Genomic DNA, 20,089 nt, shown 5'->3' with positions numbered 1-20,089 from the left:
GTCTTTATTAGTGGGTTTATCGGGATTTTGCTCTAGGTGGGAGCCAACTGTGGCGAGGGGATTTATCCCCGATGGTGTGCGAAGCGCACCCTCAGTTTTTCCTGTTGAACCGCTTTCACAGGTTTTGGGTCGGCTTCGCCAACCATCGGGGATAAATCCCCTCGCCACACAAGCCCGCCCCTACCAAAAGCACTCCGCTTCAATCCTGAACTGGTCCTACTCTCGCCTATGTTGACGTTAACGTAAAGGGTCATTGACAGCCATTCGTCACAGGCTTACGTTAACGTAAAGGTGAGAGCCGTTTGATCGCCCTCCCCACCCTACAAAAAAGCCAAAAGGTGACCCATGAGCTACCCATCCCTGAACTTCGCCCTCGGTGAAACCATCGACATGCTGCGCGATCAGGTTCAGTCCTTCGTCGCCGATCAGATCGCGCCACGCGCCGCGCAGATCGACCGCGACAACCTGTTCCCGGCCGACATGTGGCGCAAATTCGGTGACATGGGCCTGCTGGGTATCACCGTGCCGGAAGAGTACGGCGGTGCGGGCCTGGGTTACCTGGCGCACGTGGTGGCGATGGAAGAAATCAGCCGCGGCTCGGCGTCGGTGGCGCTTTCCTACGGTGCGCATTCCAACCTCTGCGTCAATCAGATCAACCGCAACGGTAACCACCAACAGAAAAGCCAATACCTGCCGAAGCTGATCAGCGGCGAACACGTCGGCGCACTCGCCATGAGCGAACCAAACGCCGGTTCCGACGTGGTTTCGATGAAATTGCGCGCCGACAAACGCGGCGACCGCTTCGTCCTCAATGGCAGCAAGACCTGGATCACCAACGGCCCCGACGCCAACACCTACGTGATCTACGCCAAGACCGACCTGGAAAAAGGCCCGCACGGCATCACCGCGTTCATCGTCGAGCGCGACTGGAAAGGCTTCAGCCGCAGCAACAAGTTCGACAAGCTCGGCATGCGCGGCTCCAACACCTGTGAACTGTTCTTCGATGACGTCGAAGTACCGGAAGAAAACATCCTCGGCGCGCTCAACGGCGGCGTGAAAGTGCTGATGAGCGGTCTCGATTACGAACGCGTCGTACTGTCCGGCGGCCCGACCGGGATCATGCAGTCGTGCATGGACCTGATCGTGCCGTATATCCACGACCGCAAGCAATTCGGTCAGAGCATCGGCGAATTCCAGCTGATCCAGGGCAAAGTCGCCGACATGTACACCCAGCTCAACGCCAGCCGCGCCTATCTGTACGCGGTGGCGCAAGCCTGCGAGCGTGGCGAAACCACGCGCAAGGACGCCGCCGGGGTGATCCTCTACACCGCCGAACGCGCCACGCAAATGGCCCTCGACGCGATCCAGATTCTCGGCGGCAACGGCTACATCAACGAATTCCCGGCCGGGCGCCTGCTGCGTGACGCCAAGCTCTACGAAATCGGCGCCGGCACCAGTGAGATCCGCCGCATGCTGATCGGCCGCGAACTGTTCAACGAAACCCGCTAAACGGAGCTGCACATGGCTATCCTGCATACCCAGCTCAATCCCCGTTCAGCGGAGTTCGCCGCCAACAGCGCGGCGATGCTCGAACAGGTCGACGCCCTCCACACCCTGCTCGCCCAAGTGGCGCAGGGTGGCGGCGCGAAAGCCCAGGAACGGCACACCTCGCGCGGTAAATTGTTGCCGCGTGAGCGGATCAATCGCCTGCTCGATCCGGGCTCGCCGTTTCTCGAAATCAGCCAGCTCGCCGCGCACGCGGTGTATGGCGAAGACGTTCCCGCCGCCGGGGTGATTGCCGGGATCGGCCGGGTCGAAGGCGTCGAATGCATGATCGTCGCCAACGACGCGACGGTGAAAGGTGGCTCGTACTACCCGCTGACAGTGAAAAAACACCTGCGCGCGCAGACCATCGCCCAGCAGAACCGCCTGCCGTGCATCTATCTGGTGGACTCGGGCGGCGCCAACCTGCCGCGTCAGGACGAAGTGTTCCCGGATCGCGAGCACTTCGGCCGGATCTTCTTCAACCAGGCCAACATGAGCGCGATGGGCATTCCGCAGATCGCCGTGGTCATGGGTTCGTGCACCGCGGGTGGCGCCTATGTGCCGGCGATGGCGGACGAAGCGATCATGGTGCGCAATCAGGCAACGATTTTCCTCGCCGGCCCACCGTTGGTAAAAGCCGCGACCGGAGAAGTGGTCAGCGCGGAAGACCTCGGCGGTGCGGATGTGCACTGCAAGATTTCCGGCGTGGCTGACCATTACGCCGAGAGCGACGAACACGCCCTCGCCCTCGCCCGCCGAAGCGTCGCCAACCTCAACTGGCGCAAGCTCGGTGAAGTGCAGCAGCGCACGCCGATTGCGCCGCTGTACGCCAGCGACGAGTTGTATGGCGTGGTTTCAGCCGACGCCAAACAGCCGTTCGACGTGCGCGAAGTGATTGCGCGGCTGGTCGACGGTTCGGTGTTCGATGAATTCAAGGCGCTGTTCGGCACCACGCTGGTCTGCGGTTTTGCGCACCTGCACGGCTACCCGATCGCGATCCTCGCCAACAACGGCATCCTCTTCGCCGAAGCCGCGCAAAAAGGCGCGCACTTCATCGAACTGGCCTGCCAGCGCGGCATTCCGCTGCTGTTCCTGCAGAACATCACCGGGTTCATGGTCGGCCAGAAATACGAGGCCGGCGGCATCGCCAAGCACGGCGCGAAACTGGTGACCGCCGTGGCCTGCGCCAAGGTGCCGAAATTCACCGTGATCATCGGTGGCAGCTTCGGCGCCGGTAACTACGGGATGTGCGGGCGCGCTTACGATCCGCGCTTCCTGTGGATGTGGCCGAATGCGCGCATCGGCGTGATGGGCGCCGAGCAGGCCGCGGGCGTGCTGGTGCAGGTCAAGCGCGAGCAGGCCGAACGCAGCGGCCAGGACTTCAGCGCCGCGCAGGAAGCCGAGATCAAGCAACCGATCCTCGATCAGTACGAAGAGCAGGGTCATCCCTACTACTCCAGCGCACGACTGTGGGACGACGGTGTCATCGACCCGGCGCAGACCCGCGATGTGCTGGGCCTGGCCTTGTCCGCGTCGTTGAACGCGCCTATCGAACCGAGCCGCTTCGGCGTGTTCCGGATGTGATGCTTTTTGTGGGAACGAGCCTGTGTGGCGAGGGAGCTTGCTCCCGTTCGATTGCGCAGCAATCGTAATCCAGGCCCACAGGCAGCTCCCACAAGAACCGTGGAGACGGATGAATATGAGCGACTTCAACACCCTCGAACTGCACAACGACCCACGGGGTTTCGCCACCCTGTGGCTCAACCGTGCGGAAAAGAACAACGCGTTCAACGCCGAAATGATCCGCGAACTGATTCTCGCACTGGACAAGGTTGCCAGCGACGCCAGCCTGCGTTTCCTGTTGGTGCGCGGGCGTGGCAAGCATTTCAGCGCCGGTGCCGATCTGGCGTGGATGCAGCAGTCGGCCGAGCTCGATTACCACACCAACCTGGACGACGCCCGCGAGCTGGCGGAGCTGATGTACAACCTCGCCAAGCTGAAAATCCCGACCGTGGCTGTGGTGCAAGGCGCGGCGTTCGGCGGCGCGCTGGGGCTGATCAGTTGCTGCGACATGGCGATTGGCGCCGATGACGCGCAATTCTGTCTGTCGGAAGTGCGCATCGGCCTTGCGCCGGCGGTGATCAGTCCGTTCGTGGTGCAAGCCATCGGCGAACGTGCGGCGCGTCGGTATGCGCTGACCGCCGAGCGCTTCGGCGGGCAGCGTGCGCGGGAAATCGGTTTGTTGTCCGAGAGCTACCCGGCCGCCGAGCTTGATCAAGCCGTCGGGCAATGGATCGACAACCTGCTGCTCAACAGTCCCGCCGCGATGCGCGCCAGCAAGGATCTGCTACGCGAAGTCGGCAACGGCGCCCTGACCCCGGCCCTGCGCCGCTACACCGAAAACGCCATCGCCCGAATCCGCGTCAGCCCTGAAGGCCAGGAAGGCTTGCGCGCCTTTCTGCAAAAACGTGCACCGAGCTGGCAAGCCGCAATCACCACCAAGGAGCCGCGTTGATGAGCGCACCTGTTCTCACTACCCTGCTGGTGGCCAACCGTGGCGAAATCGCTTGCCGGGTCATGCGTACCGCAAAGGCCTTGGGCTTGACCACCGTCGCCGTGCACAGCGCCACCGACCGCGAAGCGCGGCACAGCCGCGAAGCGGATATCCGCGTTGATCTCGGGGGCAGCAAAGCCGCCGACAGTTATCTGCAAATCGACAAGCTGATCGCGGCGGCCAAGGCCAGCGGCGCACAGGCGATTCACCCGGGTTACGGCTTCCTGTCGGAGAACGCCGGTTTCGCCCGTGCCATTGAACAGGCCGGGCTGATTTTCCTCGGCCCGCCCGCCTCGGCCATCGACGCGATGGGCAGCAAGTCGGCGGCCAAGGCCTTGATGGAAGCCGCCGGTGTGCCACTAGTGCCGGGCTATCACGGCGAGGCGCAGGATCTCGAAACCTTCCGCGATGCCTGCGCACGCATTGGCTATCCCGTGCTGCTCAAGGCCACGGCCGGTGGCGGCGGCAAAGGCATGAAAGTCGTCGAGGACGTCAGCCAACTGGCCGAAGCGCTGGCTTCGGCGCAACGTGAAGCGCAGTCGTCGTTCGGCGATTCGCGGATGCTGGTGGAGAAATACCTGCTCAAACCGCGTCACGTGGAAATCCAGGTGTTCGCCGACCAGCACGGCAACTGCCTTTACCTCAACGAGCGTGATTGCTCGATCCAGCGTCGGCACCAGAAAGTCGTCGAAGAAGCACCGGCGCCGGGCCTGACCGCGGAACTGCGTCGCGCCATGGGCGAAGCGGCCGTGCGTTCGGCGCAGGCAATCGGTTACGTCGGTGCCGGCACCGTGGAGTTTCTGCTCGATGCGCGCGGCGAATTCTTCTTCATGGAGATGAATACGCGCCTGCAGGTCGAGCATCCGGTCACCGAAGCGATCACCGGCCTCGATCTGGTGGCATGGCAGATTCGTGTGGCGCGCGGTGAAGCGTTGCCGATCACGCAGGATCAGGTGCCGCTCAATGGCCATGCGATTGAAGTGCGCCTGTATGCCGAAGATCCGTCGAATGATTTCCTGCCGGCTACCGGTCGCCTGGATTTGTACCGTGAATCGGCTGAAGGACCTGGGCGTCGGGTCGATAGCGGCGTAGAAGAAGGCGATGAAATTTCGCCATTCTACGACCCGATGCTCGGCAAGCTGATCGCCTGGGGCGAAGATCGCGAGCAGGCGCGCCTACGGCTTTTGAGCATGCTCGATGAGTTCGCGATCGGCGGCTTGAAGACCAACATCAACTTCCTGCGGCGGATCATCGCGCATCCGGCGTTTGCCGCTGCGGAGCTGGATACCGGGTTTATTCCGCGTTATCAGGAAACGCTGCTGCCCGCTCCGGGTGAGTTGAGCGAAGAGTTCTGGCAGACCGCAGCGCAGGCTTTCGCGCAGAGTCTGCCGGGCGCGGTGCGAGCGGACGACCTGGGCTCGCCATGGGCATTGAACAATGGTTTGCGCGCGGGGTTGCCGGCGGAAGTCACCTTGCACTTGAGCTGCGAAGGTCAGGATCGGGCGTTGACCTTGGGCAGCACCGGCAACGCCAAACTGTCGGATGAAACATTGGTCGTCGAGCACGATGGCGTACGGCGTGCCTTGCGCGCCATTCGTCAGGGCGATTCGCTGTACCTGCAATGGGACGGCGAGTTGCGGCGTATTCAGATGTTCGACCCAATCAGCGCCGTCGACGCCAGCCACAGCCATCAGGGCGGTCTGACTGCGCCCATGAACGGCAGCATCGTGCGGGTATTGGTGAAGGCCGGGCAATCGGTCGAGGCCGGTGCGCAACTGGTGGTGCTGGAGGCGATGAAGATGGAGCACAGCATTCGCGCGCCCCATGCGGGAGTGATCAAAGCGCTGTATTGCCAGGAAGGCGAAATGGTCGGCGAAGGCAGCGCTTTGGTTGAATTGGAAGCCGTGTAAACGGGAGATCGATCCTACGCCGAGCGAGGATCGATCTGACTAGAAACGCGCCGTAGCCTGAACCACCACGCCGATGATTCGACACTCATCGGTGAACAGGGCTTTGGGCCAGGTCGGATTGAGCGGTACCAGGTAACGCTGGCCGCCCTCTTCGTCGAGCTTGCGAAAGATCGCTTCATCGCAGCCCTGCCACTGGGCGATCACCAGTTTGCCGGGCAGCGCTTCCGCCTCCGGATCCACCAGGATCAGCATGCCTTCGGCGATGCTCTGGCCTGAAGGTGCGGTCATCGAATTTCCCGTCACTGTCAGCCAGAACGCTGCGCCACGGGCGTGATAATCCGTCAGTTCGAAGCGCTGCTTGTCATGTGTCGGGGCGTAAGCGGCGGTTGCACTCTCGCGCGATTCGCACGGCGTGTGCCAATCGCTGACCGGATAGCGGAAGTACGGGTTGTACTTCTGCGCCAGGGGCATCTCGTCATCGTCGCTCTCCTGCGGTTCGCGAATCACCAGCACCACTTCCAGGAAGTCCATTCCCAGCGCCTGCAATACGCGGTTCATTTCCGTAATACCCGGCTCGCGACGTTTGTTCAGCCAATGGCCGATCCCGCCCTGGGACATGCCGACGCGCTCTCCGAGCTCTGTTTGAGTGATTTTGAGTTCACTCATTTTGGCCTTGACCAACTCAATCCATTTATCCATATGCGGCACCTTACTTTCCCCGCCTTCGGCCGGCAAAACACATATTGTAGTATTTAAATTCTGGTCACAACTACGCATCGTACTATGCTGGAAGCACGGACTTTCAATCGAACAAGGAGTGACCCTTCACCATGAATATCAGCAGCAAAGACTTGCCCGATCTGCAAATGGACACCACGTTCACCTCCCCTCAAGGCAACGCAGCAGCGCAGCGAGCACTGGACTATTACTTGAAACCAGCTGTGTCAGAACCCGAGGTAGATGAACGTTTTTTTGATGTGAAACGCCATCTCAGTGGTGAAGAAGCCCTCGTGCACGCGTCGGATCTGTTGCGCTGCGCAGCCGCCACTGCCTTCAAGGCAGCCGAAAACCTGCAGGGCGCGAGCCGCGACCTGGCGTTTTCGGTGGTGCATATGGTGGATATGGCGCGAGCGATGGTCGACCATTCAATTGATGGCGAGCAGCTCTGACGGACACGGGAAGCGGACGGACAGGAAAGAATTTTCCAATCGCGCAGATAAAAACATTTGACTTGCAAATGATAATGATTATTATTGCAAGCAGCTGATCGCGAGATCAGTCGATGGACCAGAGACCTTAGGTCGGTCTTCTGGACTATCTCCTCATCAGGCTAATCACGGTTTTTGACCCGGCTTTTTGCCGGGTCTTTTTTTGCCCGTTTTTCGGGCTTATGGCTTCAGGCTAATGAAGTCTTTGGGTGCTGCAAATTCGATGGCGCGGATAATATCAAAAGAATATCGCTTGGCAAGCAGAGCCCGGCCCGATTGGGGCAAACTAATGACAATTAGCACTTGAGAATCAATCGCACACTCTCTAAGCTGCTTGCGCGTCATGGAAGACGCCCCCCACGCAACCCGCAATTTCACTCGGTTTCACCCCTGTCTTGCGTGTAAAGTAGCCGCCATAAAAATCATATTCAGGAACCGATATGACCGTGGCCAAATCTTCGTTCGACATCAGCGCCAACTTCGACAGCGGCAACATCCAAGTCATCGACATCTCCAATCCGCTCAACCCGGTTCTGGCCATTCGCCCGGATACCCGTAGCGCGCATTTTCAGTGGTTCCACTTCAAGGCCAGCGGCCTGCATATTCATCAGGAACACTGGTTTCGTCTGGTCAACGCCAGCCAATCCTCCTACAACAAAGCCTGGACCGGCTATCAGGCCGTCGCTTCCTACGATCACGTCAACTGGTTCCGCATTCCCACCAGTTTTGAAGGCGACAGCCTGCGCTTTTGCCTCGAAGCCGAGCAAACCCACGCCTGGTTCGCCTACTTCGAACCCTACAGCCGCGGGCGTCACGACTGGCTGATCGAGCAGGCGCTGAGCAAGGCCGGCACTGAACTGCTGGCCACCGGCAAAAGCGTCGAGGGTCGGGACATTCAACTGCTGCGCAAGGGCAGCGGCGCAGAAGGCCAGCGCAAAATCTGGATCATCGCGCAACAGCACCCGGGCGAGCACATGGCCGAATGGTTCATGGAGGGTGTGATCGAACGCCTGGAACGCCACGACGACCCGGTGTTGAACACGCTGCTCGCCAGCGCGGATCTGTATCTGGTGCCGAACATGAACCCGGACGGCGCCTTCCACGGCCATCTGCGTACCAACGCCATGGGCCAGGACCTGAACCGCGCCTGGCAGAGCGCCAGTCAGGAAATCAGCCCAGAGGTACTTTTCGTACAACAGCAGATGGAAAAGTACGGCGTCGATCTATTCCTCGACGTACACGGTGATGAAGAAATTCCCCACGTGTTCACTGCCGGTTGCGAAGGCAACCCGGGTTACACGCCGCGCATCGAGAAGCTCGAAGAGCATTTCCGCACGCATCTCAAGCACACCACCAAAGACTTCCAGACCCAATATGGCTACACCCGCGACGAACCGGGCCAGGCCAACATGACCCTGGCCTGCAACGCGGTCGGGCAGAAATACGACTGCCTGTCGCTGACTCTGGAAATGCCGTTCAAGGATCACGACGACCATCCAAACAAAGAAACGGGCTGGTCGGGCAAGCGCTCGAAACAGTTGGGCAAGGACGTGTTGACCACGATCGCCGACATGGTCGACACCCTGCGCTGATCCCTCCCCCGCTCCACCCAAAGATCGCAGCTGTGCCTGCGATCTTTTTTTTGCGCAATCAAATGCCGCGACCAACGAGGTTGCAAATTAAAACCAGAATACTTACCGTGATTGTGGTTTTAATTTGAAACCCAAAAAGGAATCAGGGCATGCAACCTCAACCCCTCAAAAGCAGCGTGGTGCTGCTGTTTGCCGTCGCCTGCGGACTGGCCGTGGGCAATGTGTATTACGCGCAGCCGTTGCTGGACGCCATGGCCGAGGCGTTCACTATGTCGCCCGCAACCATCGGCATCGTCATCACCCTGACGCAGATCGGTTATGGCATCGGTCTGGTGTTGCTGGTGCCACTTGGCGACCTGCTCAACCGACGGCGGCTGATCGTCACCCAGACCCTGCTCTCGGCCGCCGCGCTGTTGATGATCGCACTGGCGGCCAACAGTCTGTGGTTGCTGCTCGGCATGACGCTGACCGGTTTGCTCGCGGTGGTGACGCAAGTGCTGGTGGCGTACGCCGCGACATTGGCCGTCCCGGCGCAACGCGGTCGGGTGGTCGGCGTCGTCACCAGCGGCATCGTCGTCGGCATTCTGCTCGCGCGCACCATTGCCGGGGCCATGGCTGATCTGGCCGGTTGGCGGGCGATCTATCTGCTGTCGGCGGGGCTGACGCTGCTGATGGCGCTGCTGCTGTTGCGCGCATTGCCCAAGGATGAAGCCGCACAGCCGGCGAGCCGTTACGGCGCACTGATCGCCTCGGTGTTCAGCCTGTTCAAACAAGAGCCTGTGCTGCGGCAACGGGCGATTCTCGCGCTGCTGACCTTTGCCAGCGCCATGGTTCTATGGACGCCGATGGTGCTGCCGCTGGCCGCCCCGCCACTGTCGCTGTCGCACAGTGAAATCGGCTTGTTCGGCCTGGCCGGTGCCGCCGGTGCACTTGCCGCCGCACGCGCCGGACATCTGGCCGATCGCGGATTGGGCCAATGGGTCAGTGGCCTGTCGTTGCTGCTGATGCTCGCCTCGTGGCTGCCGATCGCCCTTACCCAGTCCTCGTTGTGGGCACTGTTGCTGGGGGTGATCACCCTCGACCTGGGCTTGCAGGCCATACACGTCACCAGCCAAAGCATGATCTACAGCATGCGTCCCGAAGCCCAAAGCCGCCTCACAGCCGGTTACATGCTGTTCTATTCGATCGGCAGTGCATTGGGTTCGATTACGTCGACGGCGATGTACGCCTGGGCTGGCTGGACCGGCGTGTGTCTGCTTGGCGCCGCTATCAATGCAGTGGCGCTGGGCTATTGGTGGCTGACCCTGAGAAGTGGCGCACCCCAGCGGTGCGCCACACAGACGGGTTAATCGCGATCGCGACCGCGCAACATGCTGTCGAGCACCTCGTCGCGGCGCACCCAACCATGGAACAGCGCCGCCGCCAGGTGCAACAACACGGTGAGGAACAACAGATACGCCAGATAGCCATGCGCCTTGCGCAACAGGGCAAACACTTGCGCATCGGCCGGCAGGATCGACGGCAGTTGCAGAGTATTGCTGAGCATCACCGGCTCCCCCGACGCACTGATCATCGCCCAACCGAGCACCGGCAACACCAGCATCAAGGCGTACAACAACACATGCGAAGCCTTGGCTGCCATGACCTGCCAGCCCGGCAGATCGGCCGGCAGCGGCGGCTGTCGGGTAGAAAACCGCACCAACAGGCGCACGACCACCAGCAGCAGAATCGCAATCCCCAGCGGCTTGTGCAGATGAATCAGCCATTCATGCCGCTGTGAAACCGAAGTGACCATGCCGGCGCCAATGAACAACATGGCGATGATCATCAGCGCCATCAGCCAGTGCAGCAGCCGCGCCAAGAGCACGAAATGAGTCGGTTGCGTGCTCATGGGCGAGCCTCCTGTTTGGCGGCGGGCAATTGGCTGACTTCACTGGTGCGACGCAGATAGGAGTCGGCGTAACCGGCGGAACGCGCGGCGAGCAGCGGGTCGTCGGAACCTTCGATACCGGCCGGCAGCACCAGCGGATCGTAGTTGATGTCGCGGCATTCGCCGCTGAGCTGCGGCTGGGTCTTCTCCAGCACCAGCGTGCCGGCGTTGATCACCTTGCGACCCTCGGGCCAGGTTTTGCTGGCGTCGTTCACCGGATCACCGGGGTTGGCCAGGGTGATGTTCAACTGCCAGCGCAACGGCCCTTCGGCCAGACGCTGCACCAGATCTTTCTCGAGAAAATCCGCGCCCTCCGGCGCCGAGGCACCGGCGGCATCACGCGCCAGCGGCGCGACACTCCAGCGCACCGCCTGCTTCTGCCCGCTGGCGTTGACCAGATAGAACGCATTGACGCTGTTGTAGGTTTCAGTGGCATAGCTGGCCGACGGTTTGGCGGTCTTCACCCAGGTCAGGAAAGGCACGGCTTCCGGGTGCGCGGCAAAGAAAGCCGGTACTTTCGACGGATCCGGTTTACCCGTGGCCGGATCCGGCGACTGGGCCTGCTGCAACTGATAGAACGCCTCGGGAGTGCCGACCGGGAACACCGGCATGCTGTTCATCCCGGTACGCCATTGCTGACCGTTGGCCTGGGTGAAACGCAGCGCCAGGCTGCGGATCGGCACACTGCTGTCCGGGGCGTAGGGATTCCCCGCCGGCAATGCGAAACGCCCGACCACCGGCGTCTGCGCCTCGTTGAACACCTGAGCGGTAGAAAACGCCCGTGCCTCGCCACTGCTCTCGAAATGCCCGATCACGCACACGCCCTTGGCGTGATTGCGCCGAAACCCGGGATGCACGCCGTTGTTTTTCTCCAGCACATCGACCAGCGCCTTGGGCGTCAGACGTTGTGGGTCAAGATTGCCGTGCACGTAGGCAAACGCCCCGGCGACAGCGGCGACAACCACGGCAATCGCCGTCAGGCGCAACACTGTGCTCGCGGCACTCAAGGGCGGGCGCGGCGGCCTGCCCGGCGGTGAAGTGCGATCAACCATGAATAACTCCAGGGCCATCGGCCACAAGTAGGAAGAATCAGCAAGACGCACCCCATCGGGATTTATTCCATGGCCCGGTATTTATTTTTCCGAACGTGGAATAACCTCGAACGGCAGACGTCTCCCTAGTCCACAGCGTAGTGACTAGCAGAAATTCATGAGCGAATTCGACGAACAGTTGAGAGAAATCATTCCCAGATTGCGCCGCTTTGCCGTGTCACTGACCCGCAACAGCAGCAGCGCTGACGATCTGGTGCAGGCGAGCCTTGAGCGGGCCCTGTCCGGCTGGGGCGCGAAACGCGCCGAGGGTGACGTGCGCGCGTGGCTGTTCGCGATTCTCTATCGGCAATTTCTCGACGCCCACCGACGCTCGCGCCGATATGCGCGGATGCTCGAATTTTTCACCGGTCGCGACGACGCCGAGCCCTCGGTCGAGCGCACCGTAATCGCCCAATCGACTCTGCAAGCCTTTGATCGCCTGCCCACCGAGCAACGCGCGCTGTTGCTGATGGTCTCGGTCGAGGGCCTGAGCTACAAGGAAGTCGCAGATATCCTCGACGTCCCCACCGGCACCGTGATGTCGCGCCTGTCCCGCGCCCGCCAGGCCTTGCGCCAGCTCAGCGATGGCGAAATCAGCAGCCCTTCTTTGCGGATACTCAAATGATCAGCATGCCCCCCAGCGAGCGCGACCTGCACGCGTACGTCGATCACCAACTCAACGAAGCCGACCGGCGCCTGGTCGACACCTGGCTGACCACTCACCCGGAATCCGCCGCGCAGGTGCGCGCCTGGCAGCACGACGCCCAGTTGTTGCGCGCAGCACTGAGCGGTGCCTTGCAGCAACCGGCCAATCCGGAACTCGATCCGGCGCTGATCCGCCAGCGCCTCAAGCGTCAGTCGCGGCGCCACCTGGCCAGCGCGGCGGTGTTGCTGATCGCGGTCGGCATCGGCGGTTTCAGTGGCTGGCAGGCGCGGGAAATGACCCTCGTGCGCTCATCCACACTGCCGATGACCGATGCCCTGCAAGCCTATCGATTGATTGCCCAGCAGGGAATGCTGCCGGCGGACTACAAGGTCGACACTGACGGCGATATGCAGCGTTGGCTCGACCGCTATTTCACCCAGGCCAGTCGCCTGCCAGATCTGAAATCCGCCGGTTTCGAACCGGTCAGTGGCCGCCTGCTCAGCACCGACGAAGGCCCGGCGGCGATGGTCATGTATGAGGATCGCAGCGGCCACAAGGTCAGTTTCTACGTGCGGCCACCAGGGCCGAAGAACACCTTCCTGCCACGCGGCAGCCGCAGCGACGGCGATCTGCAGGCCGATTACTGGTCCGGTGACGGGTACAACTATGCGATGGTCAGCCCGACGGACTCGCCGGCGGCGAAGCAGCTGAAGCAATCAATACAGTTCTGAAACTTCCTGCGGCACGCTGCGATCTTTTGATCTTGATGTTGAAAATCAAAGGATCGCAGCGTGCCGCAGCTCCTACAGGGGGTTGTGTTGGGTCAGAAACCTACGTCGAGCACCACATTGTCCAAATAAGTCCCCGCTGGCGGCGTGGTCTGGTCGGTGTAGATCTTCGCGTTGTAGTTGAAGATCTGGCTCCCCGTGCCCAAGCCATTCCCCGGATTGACCTCGGCATCGGTGCTCGACCGGCGCGCGCTGCCGACGCTGCCCCACCGAGTGGTGCCGGCGCTTTTGAAGATGTCGTAGGCCAGATAATTACTCCCGAAAATCATCCGCCGCCGACCACCGACACTGGCCGGGTTCTGCCCGTCGCTCAAACCGACGGTGTAGGCGCTGCCCTTGGTGCAGGCCAGATTGATCGTCTGCCCGGTCACCGGGGTAAAGGCGCTGATCACCGGCGCGCTGCCGAAGGCGATGTTCGGCGCGGTAATCGTGCAGTCGTTGGACACGGTCAGGTTCACGGTCAGCGTGGTAGTGCCGCTGGCAATATCGCGGCCGACGCAAATGGCGCCAATGCCTATGCCCGAGCAGTAATTCCAGTTCCAGAAAATGCTCAGGGTTTCCGTATAGACCCCGGCGGCAACGTTGCTGCCAATGGTCGTGCCCAGATACAGCGGCACGGTTTTCGGGGTGGTGCCGTTGAGCAGTCCCAAGGCGTCAATGATGCCGTTGCGGGCGAAGTCATAGGCGGTGCCGCGAGTCACCGGGTAGCTGGTGCTGTTGTCGGCGTAAATTGTGTAGCCGATGACGTCGCCGGTCGGCCCGCGCAAGCCGCTCTGGGTCGAGGTGATGGTGGCGTAGAAGTGGTCGTTACTGGTCAGCAATGACAGCAATGAACCGGTGCAACTCAACCCGGCGTTTAGGGTGGAACTGGGCTGCGTCGTGGTGCGCACGGCAATCGAGCTGATCGAGCCGAACGCTGCCGGCGTGGTGCTGACCACCGAACACAAGGCCTGCGCCGCCCCCGGCAGCAGCAACGCCAGACACAGGCAGATCCGCGCCGCGCTCATTGGCACACCAACGGGCCGATCAGCGGCACCTGGCTTTGCTGCATGTCCACATCGAATTGCGTCGTGCAGGTCTTGCCGTCGGCCAGCGTCACCAACAACGAGTTCTGCGCCTGCAGGTTTTCCAGATAGACCAGCCCGTCCCAGCCGACCACCGTCTGTGTACCACTCTGCTCGTGCAGCACGCCCGCGCCCAATGGCAGCTCACGTTGCTGCGCATCCACCAGCACGATGCTCGCGGCGATCACCCGGGTCAGTGGAAACTCCAGCAAATAGCCGCTGCCACGGCGTACGGCAATGCGCTGTTCGACGTTCGGGCTGCGCACGTTGGCCGGCAGATTCAGCGGATCGATTTCGTATTTGCCGCGGTAATACGCGCTGCTCCACGGCACCAGCAGATGGCCGTTCTTGTCGGTCTGCCCGACCTGCTGGTTTTCGTAGCGCACTGGAATATCGGCAAAGCCATCAGTGCTGACCACCACAAACGCGTCGTCGATGCGATTGGCGGCGAACACCTGGCGGTCCATCCACACCAGCGAGCCACTGGCATCGGCCCAACGGGTTTCAGCCTCCGAAGTGCCGTAGACACCGGCCTGCAACTGCACCGATTGCAGGCGCCAGGTCACGTCGGCCTGGCGATAATCGGGACCATCGCCCTTGGCGTACCCCAGATTGAAACCGACCCCGCCTTGGGTCGGCACCGAGCGGCTGTAATTGACCCGCTGCTGACTCTGCCCGGTTTTGCTGCGCTCGCTGCTGATTGCCAGGCTGCCGCGCAGATCGAACGGGATCACCAGTTGCGCCTGCACCGCCCAGTTGCTGTCGCCGATCTCGCGGTTGGCCGACAGATAAAAACTGCTGTTGCGCCACAGCGGTTTGCTCCAGCTCAGGTTGAGCAGACGCGTGCGCGAATCGTCCGCCGCGCGCACATCGAAATAACCGGCACCGAGGCTGCCCCAGCGTTCGAGGTTGACGCTCAGGGTCGCCTGCTCGCTGCGCCGGCTGAGGCTGACGTAAGGGCTGTCGATCACGCTCAGGTCGGCGTACTGATCCCGGCGTTGCAGGCGCTGCCAGGAAAAACTGTAGCGCTGGCTGCTGTACTGATAACCGAGGCTCAACTGCTCGCCAGCGTCGCCTTCGAACCGGCTCTGACTGATGGCGCTGTTGAGTACGCCGAAATTGCCCAAACGCAAATTGCCGCCGATCCCGCCGAGGGTCAGCGAGTCAGCCGCTTCGGCGTGGCTTTCCAGGGTGAAGCTGTCGCTCACACCGTAGCGCAGGCTACCGGAAGTCACGCCAGGGCCATAGCTGAAGTCCTTCAAACCGTAATCGCGGCGCAACGTACCGGCCGCCACCGAGAAATCACTCAGGCCTTTTTGCAGCAGACTGCTGGTGACATAGAACGGCACCGTGGTCGACACCTGCCGCCCCAGCGCATCGGTGGTCACCACCACCGCCTCCCCGGCGCCGTTGATGAAAGGAATGTTGGTCAGGGTATACGGCCCCGGTTGCAGGTCGGTGCTGCTCGACTTGTAGCCATTGATGAACAGATCCACCGACGACGGCACCGCGGCCTCTCCGGCGAACTGCGGCAACGGATAAGTCACCAGATCCGGGCGCACGGCAAAATCCCGTGAGAACTGCACGCCGCCCAGACGCACCGAATTGCTCCACGGCAAGGCGCCGCTGATCACGTCCCCGCCCTCGTAGGTGAGCATTCGCTCGTCATCGGAGTAACGCCAGGTGGTGTCGTAGCGCAGATAACCGTTGTCGAGCGTGCTGACCGAATCCCCGGACAAGGTGCGCCGGTACTGCCCGGTGTTGGACAGCGTGCCCCAGCTGTCGAACAGCCGCAGCTCGTTCCAGGCCGCCAGATAAGTGCCGGCATCATCGGTGTCATTGAGGTACAAGTCGTAGTTGAACAACGCGCCGAAACTGCTCAGCGCCGGGGTGCGCGGATAGTTCTCGCGATTGCCGATGAACTGGTCCGGCAACCACTGCGGTGGCACCACCAGCAGCAGGCGCTGACCGACACTGTCGTATTCGCTGTGCAGTCCCGGCAGGCCGTCGAGATCGATTTCGTCAGCGCTGCCCTCGGGCAATTTCATCCCGTTTTCGCGCAATACGCTGGCCGGCAGAAACAGATGCCCGTCGCGCTGCTGCACTGCCACCACCCGCCCGGTGTTCATCTGATTGACCACCAGTTCCAGAAACAACTGTGCATCACTCACGGCCTCCATGCCGCTGGGCGGTGGCGGCAGTTCGCCGGCCCCCGATGGATCAACGAACATCAGGCAACACGCGCCAGTCATGAGCCACAACGGACGCCGAATACGACGAGCCCATCCCGGACTCATACACGCTTTACGTCCGTCAATGGACTTGATCCTCCTGATGCCACTCTTGCCAAAGCCAGTTATCTTTCTCTGGGTTTTTGCCGACCCGACGCAATCATTGTGGCGAGGGAGCTTGCTCCCGCTCGGCGGCGCAGCCGTCGTTAGATCTGTTTAAGCGGGCTACCTGACACTGCGTGCTCGCCTGAATTGGGGCTGCTTCGCAACCCAGCGGGAGCAAGCTCCCTCGACACAGTAATCATCTCGACACAGGGTCTTGGTTCAGCGTCCCGGCGCAATGTTCTGCACCTGCGCTCCGCCATTGACTCGCACTTGCAACGCCGACGCACTCGCCAATGGCCCCGGTGCCGGCCAGCGCATCACCGCCCCCGGCAGCACATAACCGAGCAAGCCTTCAGCCAATGGTTTGCTCTGCCCACCCTGTTTGATCACCACATCGGTCAGCCGCGCATGCACGGCGCCCTGATTGCGCACTTCGACATACGGCCGACCGTCCACCGCCACCGTGCGCCAGCTCAGCTGCGGCACACCGATACCTTTGGGATCACGCGCACGGGTGCTGTCTTCCTTGCTCCACAGCCCCGCGCCGTAGGCAAACAAAGGCACCGAATAGCGCATCTGAAAGCGGATCGCGGCCGCGGTTTTGCCGCCCTCGGCAGCCGGTGGCTGGGCGGAAGGGATTTCGTCGATGATGATCCGGTAGGCCAGTTCCTGCCCCGGTGGCACCTCCCTGGTTCGGGTCAGGCGCACCAGTTGCTTTTGCCCCGGCTCGATCTTCGCCACCGGCGGGCTGCCGATCACATCGCGCTGGTTCTGGTATTGCTCTGCAAAGCCACTCTGGCTCCAGCCGAACACGCGGATCTGCAGGTTGGCAGTTTCCGTGCCGCGATTTTCCAGCCACAACGCACTGGCCTGTTGATCGGCCTCAAGCACCGGATCGATTGGCCAGATCAGCACAGAACTGGCGGCCTGTGCATGGCCGGCCCCGAGCATGACCAGCGCCAGCAACGCGCCCTGTAACAACGAATGCCCAGACATAACTGCCCCCATGAATCTGCTCCTTGTCGGCCATTCAAACTTCGCTCTACCACGACAGCTGCACCTGCAACACGTCGCTGTACGTCCCCCCAGGCTGATTGCCCGGTAATTGCACCTGACCGTAAATCGGCAGGCTGATGTTGTTCGCATCGCTATAGGCCACCGCCACGCTCTGGCCGATGCCCAGGCTCTGGCTGTACGCCGCATCGCGAAACAGCGCATACGCCACTCGCGCACTGCCGCTGTTGATCTGCATATGCCGACCGCTGCTGTTGTACTGGCCGCCATCGACGCTCATGTTCAAGGTCACCCCGGGCGTGCATTGCAACTGCACGCCGCCGGTCAATGCCACTTGCACCGTGCCGGTCGCGAGGGCCGAACGCGAACCGAAATTCAGCCCGCCGTAATTCGACACTCCGCCGACCACCAGACACCCCGGCGTGATGGTCGCGCTGACCTGAAAGCTCTGACTGGTCGCCGCCCCCAGCGGCAGCGGCACACTGCCCGCACAGAGCAGGAGCAGCGCGGCACAGCCCTGGCGGCGCATGGCATCAGAACGTCAGTTCGACAGCGACGGTGTCGGTGTAAGTCCCGGCCGGCAGTCCAGCCTTGCCCACCGCCTGACCGTAGATATTCACCGTCTGCGCCACGCCAGTGCTGGTCGCCAGGTTGATCGTGCCGTCGATCGGCAGCAGCTGCGAATGTCCGGCATCGGTGTAGAAATCGTACGGCACGTAGTTGGCGACACCGTCGTACAGCGCACGAGCGCCGCCCGGCGACTGCCCGTCGTGAGCACCGGCGCGCACCTTGACCACCGGAGTCGTGCCACTGGAGCAGAGAATCGACAACGCCCCGCCGCCACCGCCCAACACTTGCCCGCTGGCGGTGGTGAACAGGCTGTTGGCGGTGCCGAAGTTCAGCGCACCGAAGTTCAGCCCGGTATCACCGCCGGTACCGTTGACCTGACAGCTGCTGATCAGAGTCAGGCTGGCGGTGATCTGGCCGGTGACCGTGGTAGCGGCGTTGGCACTGGAAACCAGCGTCAGGCCGAGCAACGACAAACCTATCCTTGATGCAAACTTGCGCATGGTGTCCGTCCTCTACGGGGTTACCAGTCGAGCGTCACCGTCAGCGTGTCGGTATAGACACCTGCCGGTACCGCGCGGGTATTCGCCACCACCGTGCCAAACACCGGAATCGGTATTTGCGCACCGCTGGTGACAGCGAAATTGTGTTGTTGACCGATGCTGTAGCGCTGGCTGCCGGAGGCATCCAGAAAGAGTTGGTAAGGCAGGGTCTGACGCCCGTTGCTCAGACGGCGCGTGGTGCCGTCACCGTGGCTGCCGCCATCGATGGTGACGGTGAATCCGGTGACCGAGGGGTTGCAGGCGACATTCAGCTTGCTGCTGCTGTCACCGTCGAGACTGGCCTTGATTGGCGCGTTCCAGGTCGGCCCCTGCTGACCGAAATCGAGGGTACCCAGATTGCTCACCGGGATCGCCGGGGTGGCGCTGTTGGTGACTTCGCACCCGGCGATCAGGATCAGCCGCGCATTGATCTGCCCGCTGATTGCCGCCTGTGCGTCGTCAGCGAGCAACAGCAACGTACCCGTGGCGATGACCATCCAGTGCTTGCCTGTCATTGCGTCCGTCCTACTCCTTCAGGATGCCTGCGTACCTTGCGTTCTGCATTGAACGCCCCTTCCCTGCGCAATCCGCCTCCAGCGAATTGCCTGAAATGCTGCACTCACCAGGTCACGGTGACCTTGACCAGATCCGAATAGCGGCTGACCTGCGGCACCTGCGCCAGGCGCTCGATCCGTGCATACAGCGGCAGCTCCACCGTGCCGGTGTCCGGCACCCGGCCGCTGACCGGTACGTCCACCACCAGCGGCACCCGGCGCGCCGCGTCCTGATACAGCCGGTAAGGAATCGGCTTGCTCCCCGCCGCCCCCGCCATGTAGCGAACCTCTCCAACCCCGCCATGCAGGCCACCGTCGACCCGCAGTTGATACGGCGTGTCGGGGTTGCACTCCAGGCGCGGCAGACGCTGATTGGTCAGCGCCGCACCCAGTGGCCCGGCCGGATCATCGAGACGCGCAGTACTGCCGAAATCCAGCACACCCAGCTGTTCGATACCCGCCTCGCGCTGCTGGCCGATCAGTTGGCAGCCACGCTGCACGTCAACGCGGACTTCGACCTGAAGATCCGCCGCATGCACCGAGGCCCCAAGCAAGCCGAGCAGGCCCACCACCACACGTGTAATCACTGCCCCATTCCTTGTGAGGGAACACCCGGATGACGTTACTGTGTTTCAGATTAGCAACGGTCAACGAATCCGCCAGTCGATTGGATCCATGGATCTGCCGGAATATGTTTCGAAAGTTTGGCAACACGGCGAATTACATCGCTGAAAATAGCTGTACGTCC

20 protein-coding genes are annotated in these 20,089 nt (G+C 61.9%); 9 read left to right on the top strand and 11 right to left on the bottom strand.

The window, feature by feature from the left end:
- Positions 1-345 precede the first annotated feature (345 nt).
- The 4 genes from BW33_RS05370 to BW33_RS05355 all read left to right on the top strand — a co-directional run bounded on the left by BW33_RS05370 (position 346) and on the right by BW33_RS05355 (position 6,009).
- The gene (locus tag BW33_RS05370) at positions 346-1,509 is read left to right on the top strand and encodes an isovaleryl-CoA dehydrogenase (RefSeq protein ID WP_047597532.1); all 1,164 of its coding nucleotides are present in this window, start codon (positions 346-348) and stop codon (positions 1,507-1,509) included.
- Positions 1,510-1,521: 12 nt separating this feature from the next.
- A complete protein-coding gene (locus BW33_RS05365) occupies positions 1,522-3,129 on the top strand; it encodes a carboxyl transferase domain-containing protein (protein WP_047597531.1) in 1,608 nt (535 codons plus the stop codon).
- A gap of 115 nt (positions 3,130-3,244) precedes the next feature.
- The gene (locus BW33_RS05360; RefSeq protein ID WP_047597530.1) at positions 3,245-4,060 is read left to right on the top strand and encodes a gamma-carboxygeranoyl-CoA hydratase; all 816 of its coding nucleotides are present in this window, start codon (positions 3,245-3,247) and stop codon (positions 4,058-4,060) included.
- Complete coding sequence (locus tag BW33_RS05355; RefSeq protein ID WP_047597529.1) at positions 4,060-6,009, top strand: acetyl/propionyl/methylcrotonyl-CoA carboxylase subunit alpha; 1,950 nt, start codon at positions 4,060-4,062, stop codon at positions 6,007-6,009. Before BW33_RS05360 ends, BW33_RS05355 begins: the two co-directional genes overlap by 1 nt.
- A 39-nt stretch (positions 6,010-6,048) precedes the next feature.
- Here the strand turns inward: BW33_RS05355 and BW33_RS05350 are convergent, their stop codons facing one another.
- Positions 6,049-6,708, bottom strand: coding sequence for a LexA family protein (locus tag BW33_RS05350; RefSeq protein ID WP_047597527.1), 660 nt, complete (start codon positions 6,706-6,708; stop codon positions 6,049-6,051).
- A 131-nt stretch (positions 6,709-6,839) separates the two neighbouring features.
- On the opposite strand from BW33_RS05350, the gene BW33_RS05345 reads away from it, so the two are divergent.
- Positions 6,840-7,178 (top strand): DUF6124 family protein, encoded by a 339-nt coding sequence (locus BW33_RS05345; protein ID WP_003223691.1) that lies wholly within the window; start codon positions 6,840-6,842, stop codon positions 7,176-7,178.
- Between the two features lie 219 nt (positions 7,179-7,397).
- Here the strand turns inward: BW33_RS05345 and BW33_RS29845 are convergent, their stop codons facing one another.
- Complete coding sequence (locus tag BW33_RS29845; RefSeq protein WP_158556651.1) at positions 7,398-7,562, bottom strand: hypothetical protein; 165 nt, start codon at positions 7,560-7,562, stop codon at positions 7,398-7,400.
- 95 nt (positions 7,563-7,657) lie between these two features.
- On the opposite strand from BW33_RS29845, the gene BW33_RS05340 reads away from it, so the two are divergent.
- Together BW33_RS05340 and BW33_RS05335 are read left to right on the top strand one after the other, a co-directional pair.
- The gene (locus BW33_RS05340) at positions 7,658-8,809 is read left to right on the top strand and encodes a M14 family metallopeptidase (protein ID WP_047597526.1); all 1,152 of its coding nucleotides are present in this window, start codon (positions 7,658-7,660) and stop codon (positions 8,807-8,809) included.
- A gap of 149 nt (positions 8,810-8,958) precedes the next feature.
- The gene (locus tag BW33_RS05335; RefSeq protein WP_047597525.1) at positions 8,959-10,158 is read left to right on the top strand and encodes an MFS transporter; all 1,200 of its coding nucleotides are present in this window, start codon (positions 8,959-8,961) and stop codon (positions 10,156-10,158) included.
- On the opposite strand, the gene BW33_RS05330 is transcribed toward BW33_RS05335, so the two are convergent.
- Both BW33_RS05330 and BW33_RS05325 read right to left on the bottom strand, forming a co-directional pair.
- Positions 10,155-10,700, bottom strand: coding sequence for a cytochrome b (locus BW33_RS05330; protein WP_047597524.1), 546 nt, complete (start codon positions 10,698-10,700; stop codon positions 10,155-10,157). The two genes, BW33_RS05335 and BW33_RS05330, sit on opposite strands and share 4 nt — an antisense overlap.
- Entirely contained in the window at positions 10,697-11,791 is a 1,095-nt protein-coding gene (locus BW33_RS05325; protein WP_047597522.1) for a catalase family peroxidase, read from the bottom strand. Before BW33_RS05325 ends, BW33_RS05330 begins: the two co-directional genes overlap by 4 nt.
- Positions 11,792-11,948: 157 nt before the next feature.
- Here BW33_RS05325 and BW33_RS05320 point away from each other — a divergent pair, with 157 nt between their 5' ends.
- Both BW33_RS05320 and BW33_RS05315 read left to right on the top strand, forming a co-directional pair.
- Positions 11,949-12,455: an RNA polymerase sigma factor gene (locus BW33_RS05320; protein ID WP_047597521.1), complete on the top strand. Its 507-nt coding sequence runs from the start codon at positions 11,949-11,951 to the stop codon at positions 12,453-12,455.
- Positions 12,452-13,207: an anti-sigma factor family protein gene (locus BW33_RS05315; RefSeq protein ID WP_047597520.1), complete on the top strand. Its 756-nt coding sequence runs from the start codon at positions 12,452-12,454 to the stop codon at positions 13,205-13,207. Before BW33_RS05320 ends, BW33_RS05315 begins: the two co-directional genes overlap by 4 nt.
- A gap of 92 nt (positions 13,208-13,299) precedes the next feature.
- Here the strand turns inward: BW33_RS05315 and BW33_RS05310 are convergent, their stop codons facing one another.
- From BW33_RS05310 to BW33_RS05280, 7 genes are all read right to left on the bottom strand, one after another.
- Complete coding sequence (locus BW33_RS05310; protein WP_047597519.1) at positions 13,300-14,271, bottom strand: Csu type fimbrial protein; 972 nt, start codon at positions 14,269-14,271, stop codon at positions 13,300-13,302.
- On the bottom strand, positions 14,268-16,625 hold the full coding sequence (locus BW33_RS05305) for a fimbria/pilus outer membrane usher protein (RefSeq protein WP_047597517.1): 2,358 nt from the start codon (positions 16,623-16,625) through the stop codon (positions 14,268-14,270). Before BW33_RS05305 ends, BW33_RS05310 begins: the two co-directional genes overlap by 4 nt.
- Positions 16,626-16,883: 258 nt before the next feature.
- Complete coding sequence (locus tag BW33_RS05300; protein WP_047597515.1) at positions 16,884-17,672, bottom strand: fimbrial biogenesis chaperone; 789 nt, start codon at positions 17,670-17,672, stop codon at positions 16,884-16,886.
- Positions 17,673-17,706: 34 nt separating this feature from the next.
- Positions 17,707-18,207, bottom strand: a complete 501-nt coding sequence (locus BW33_RS05295) for a Csu type fimbrial protein (protein WP_007961143.1) — start codon at positions 18,205-18,207, stop codon at positions 17,707-17,709.
- 4 nt (positions 18,208-18,211) lie between these two features.
- Positions 18,212-18,748: a Csu type fimbrial protein gene (locus tag BW33_RS05290; RefSeq protein ID WP_047597512.1), complete on the bottom strand. Its 537-nt coding sequence runs from the start codon at positions 18,746-18,748 to the stop codon at positions 18,212-18,214.
- 20 nt (positions 18,749-18,768) lie between these two features.
- Entirely contained in the window at positions 18,769-19,302 is a 534-nt protein-coding gene (locus tag BW33_RS05285) for a Csu type fimbrial protein (RefSeq protein WP_047597511.1), read from the bottom strand.
- A gap of 104 nt (positions 19,303-19,406) precedes the next feature.
- Positions 19,407-19,928, bottom strand: coding sequence for a Csu type fimbrial protein (locus tag BW33_RS05280; RefSeq protein ID WP_047597509.1), 522 nt, complete (start codon positions 19,926-19,928; stop codon positions 19,407-19,409).
- Positions 19,929-20,089: the final 161 nt, after the last annotated feature.

The sequence above is a fragment of the Pseudomonas sp. RIT288 genome, from assembly GCF_000631985.1.
Classification (GTDB): Bacteria; Pseudomonadota; Gammaproteobacteria; order Pseudomonadales; family Pseudomonadaceae; genus Aquipseudomonas.
Note: the sequence above shows the minus strand (reverse complement) of the source record. Positions and strands in the feature narration are given on the sequence as shown.

What these genes read in the sequence shown, in the direction of transcription:
- BW33_RS05370 (WP_047597532.1), top strand. Translation starts at nt 346, where the DNA reads ATGAGCTACCCATCCCTGAACTTCGCCCTCGGTGAAACCATCGACATG.
- BW33_RS05365 (WP_047597531.1), top strand. Translation starts at nt 1,522, where the DNA reads ATGGCTATCCTGCATACCCAGCTCAATCCCCGTTCAGCGGAGTTCGCC.
- BW33_RS05360 (WP_047597530.1), top strand. Translation starts at nt 3,245, where the DNA reads ATGAGCGACTTCAACACCCTCGAACTGCACAACGACCCACGGGGTTTC.
- BW33_RS05355 (WP_047597529.1), top strand. Translation starts at nt 4,060, where the DNA reads ATGAGCGCACCTGTTCTCACTACCCTGCTGGTGGCCAACCGTGGCGAA.
- BW33_RS05350 (WP_047597527.1), bottom strand. Translation starts at nt 6,708, where the DNA reads ATGGATAAATGGATTGAGTTGGTCAAGGCCAAAATGAGTGAACTCAAA.
- BW33_RS05345 (WP_003223691.1), top strand. Translation starts at nt 6,840, where the DNA reads ATGAATATCAGCAGCAAAGACTTGCCCGATCTGCAAATGGACACCACG.
- BW33_RS29845 (WP_158556651.1), bottom strand. Translation starts at nt 7,562, where the DNA reads ATGACGCGCAAGCAGCTTAGAGAGTGTGCGATTGATTCTCAAGTGCTA.
- BW33_RS05340 (WP_047597526.1), top strand. Translation starts at nt 7,658, where the DNA reads ATGACCGTGGCCAAATCTTCGTTCGACATCAGCGCCAACTTCGACAGC.
- BW33_RS05335 (WP_047597525.1), top strand. Translation starts at nt 8,959, where the DNA reads ATGCAACCTCAACCCCTCAAAAGCAGCGTGGTGCTGCTGTTTGCCGTC.
- BW33_RS05330 (WP_047597524.1), bottom strand. Translation starts at nt 10,700, where the DNA reads ATGAGCACGCAACCGACTCATTTCGTGCTCTTGGCGCGGCTGCTGCAC.
- BW33_RS05325 (WP_047597522.1), bottom strand. Translation starts at nt 11,791, where the DNA reads ATGGTTGATCGCACTTCACCGCCGGGCAGGCCGCCGCGCCCGCCCTTG.
- BW33_RS05320 (WP_047597521.1), top strand. Translation starts at nt 11,949, where the DNA reads ATGAGCGAATTCGACGAACAGTTGAGAGAAATCATTCCCAGATTGCGC.
- BW33_RS05315 (WP_047597520.1), top strand. Translation starts at nt 12,452, where the DNA reads ATGATCAGCATGCCCCCCAGCGAGCGCGACCTGCACGCGTACGTCGAT.
- BW33_RS05310 (WP_047597519.1), bottom strand. Translation starts at nt 14,271, where the DNA reads ATGAGCGCGGCGCGGATCTGCCTGTGTCTGGCGTTGCTGCTGCCGGGG.
- BW33_RS05305 (WP_047597517.1), bottom strand. Translation starts at nt 16,625, where the DNA reads ATGAGTCCGGGATGGGCTCGTCGTATTCGGCGTCCGTTGTGGCTCATG.
- BW33_RS05300 (WP_047597515.1), bottom strand. Translation starts at nt 17,672, where the DNA reads ATGGGGGCAGTTATGTCTGGGCATTCGTTGTTACAGGGCGCGTTGCTG.
- BW33_RS05295 (WP_007961143.1), bottom strand. Translation starts at nt 18,207, where the DNA reads ATGCGCCGCCAGGGCTGTGCCGCGCTGCTCCTGCTCTGTGCGGGCAGT.
- BW33_RS05290 (WP_047597512.1), bottom strand. Translation starts at nt 18,748, where the DNA reads ATGCGCAAGTTTGCATCAAGGATAGGTTTGTCGTTGCTCGGCCTGACG.
- BW33_RS05285 (WP_047597511.1), bottom strand. Translation starts at nt 19,302, where the DNA reads ATGACAGGCAAGCACTGGATGGTCATCGCCACGGGTACGTTGCTGTTG.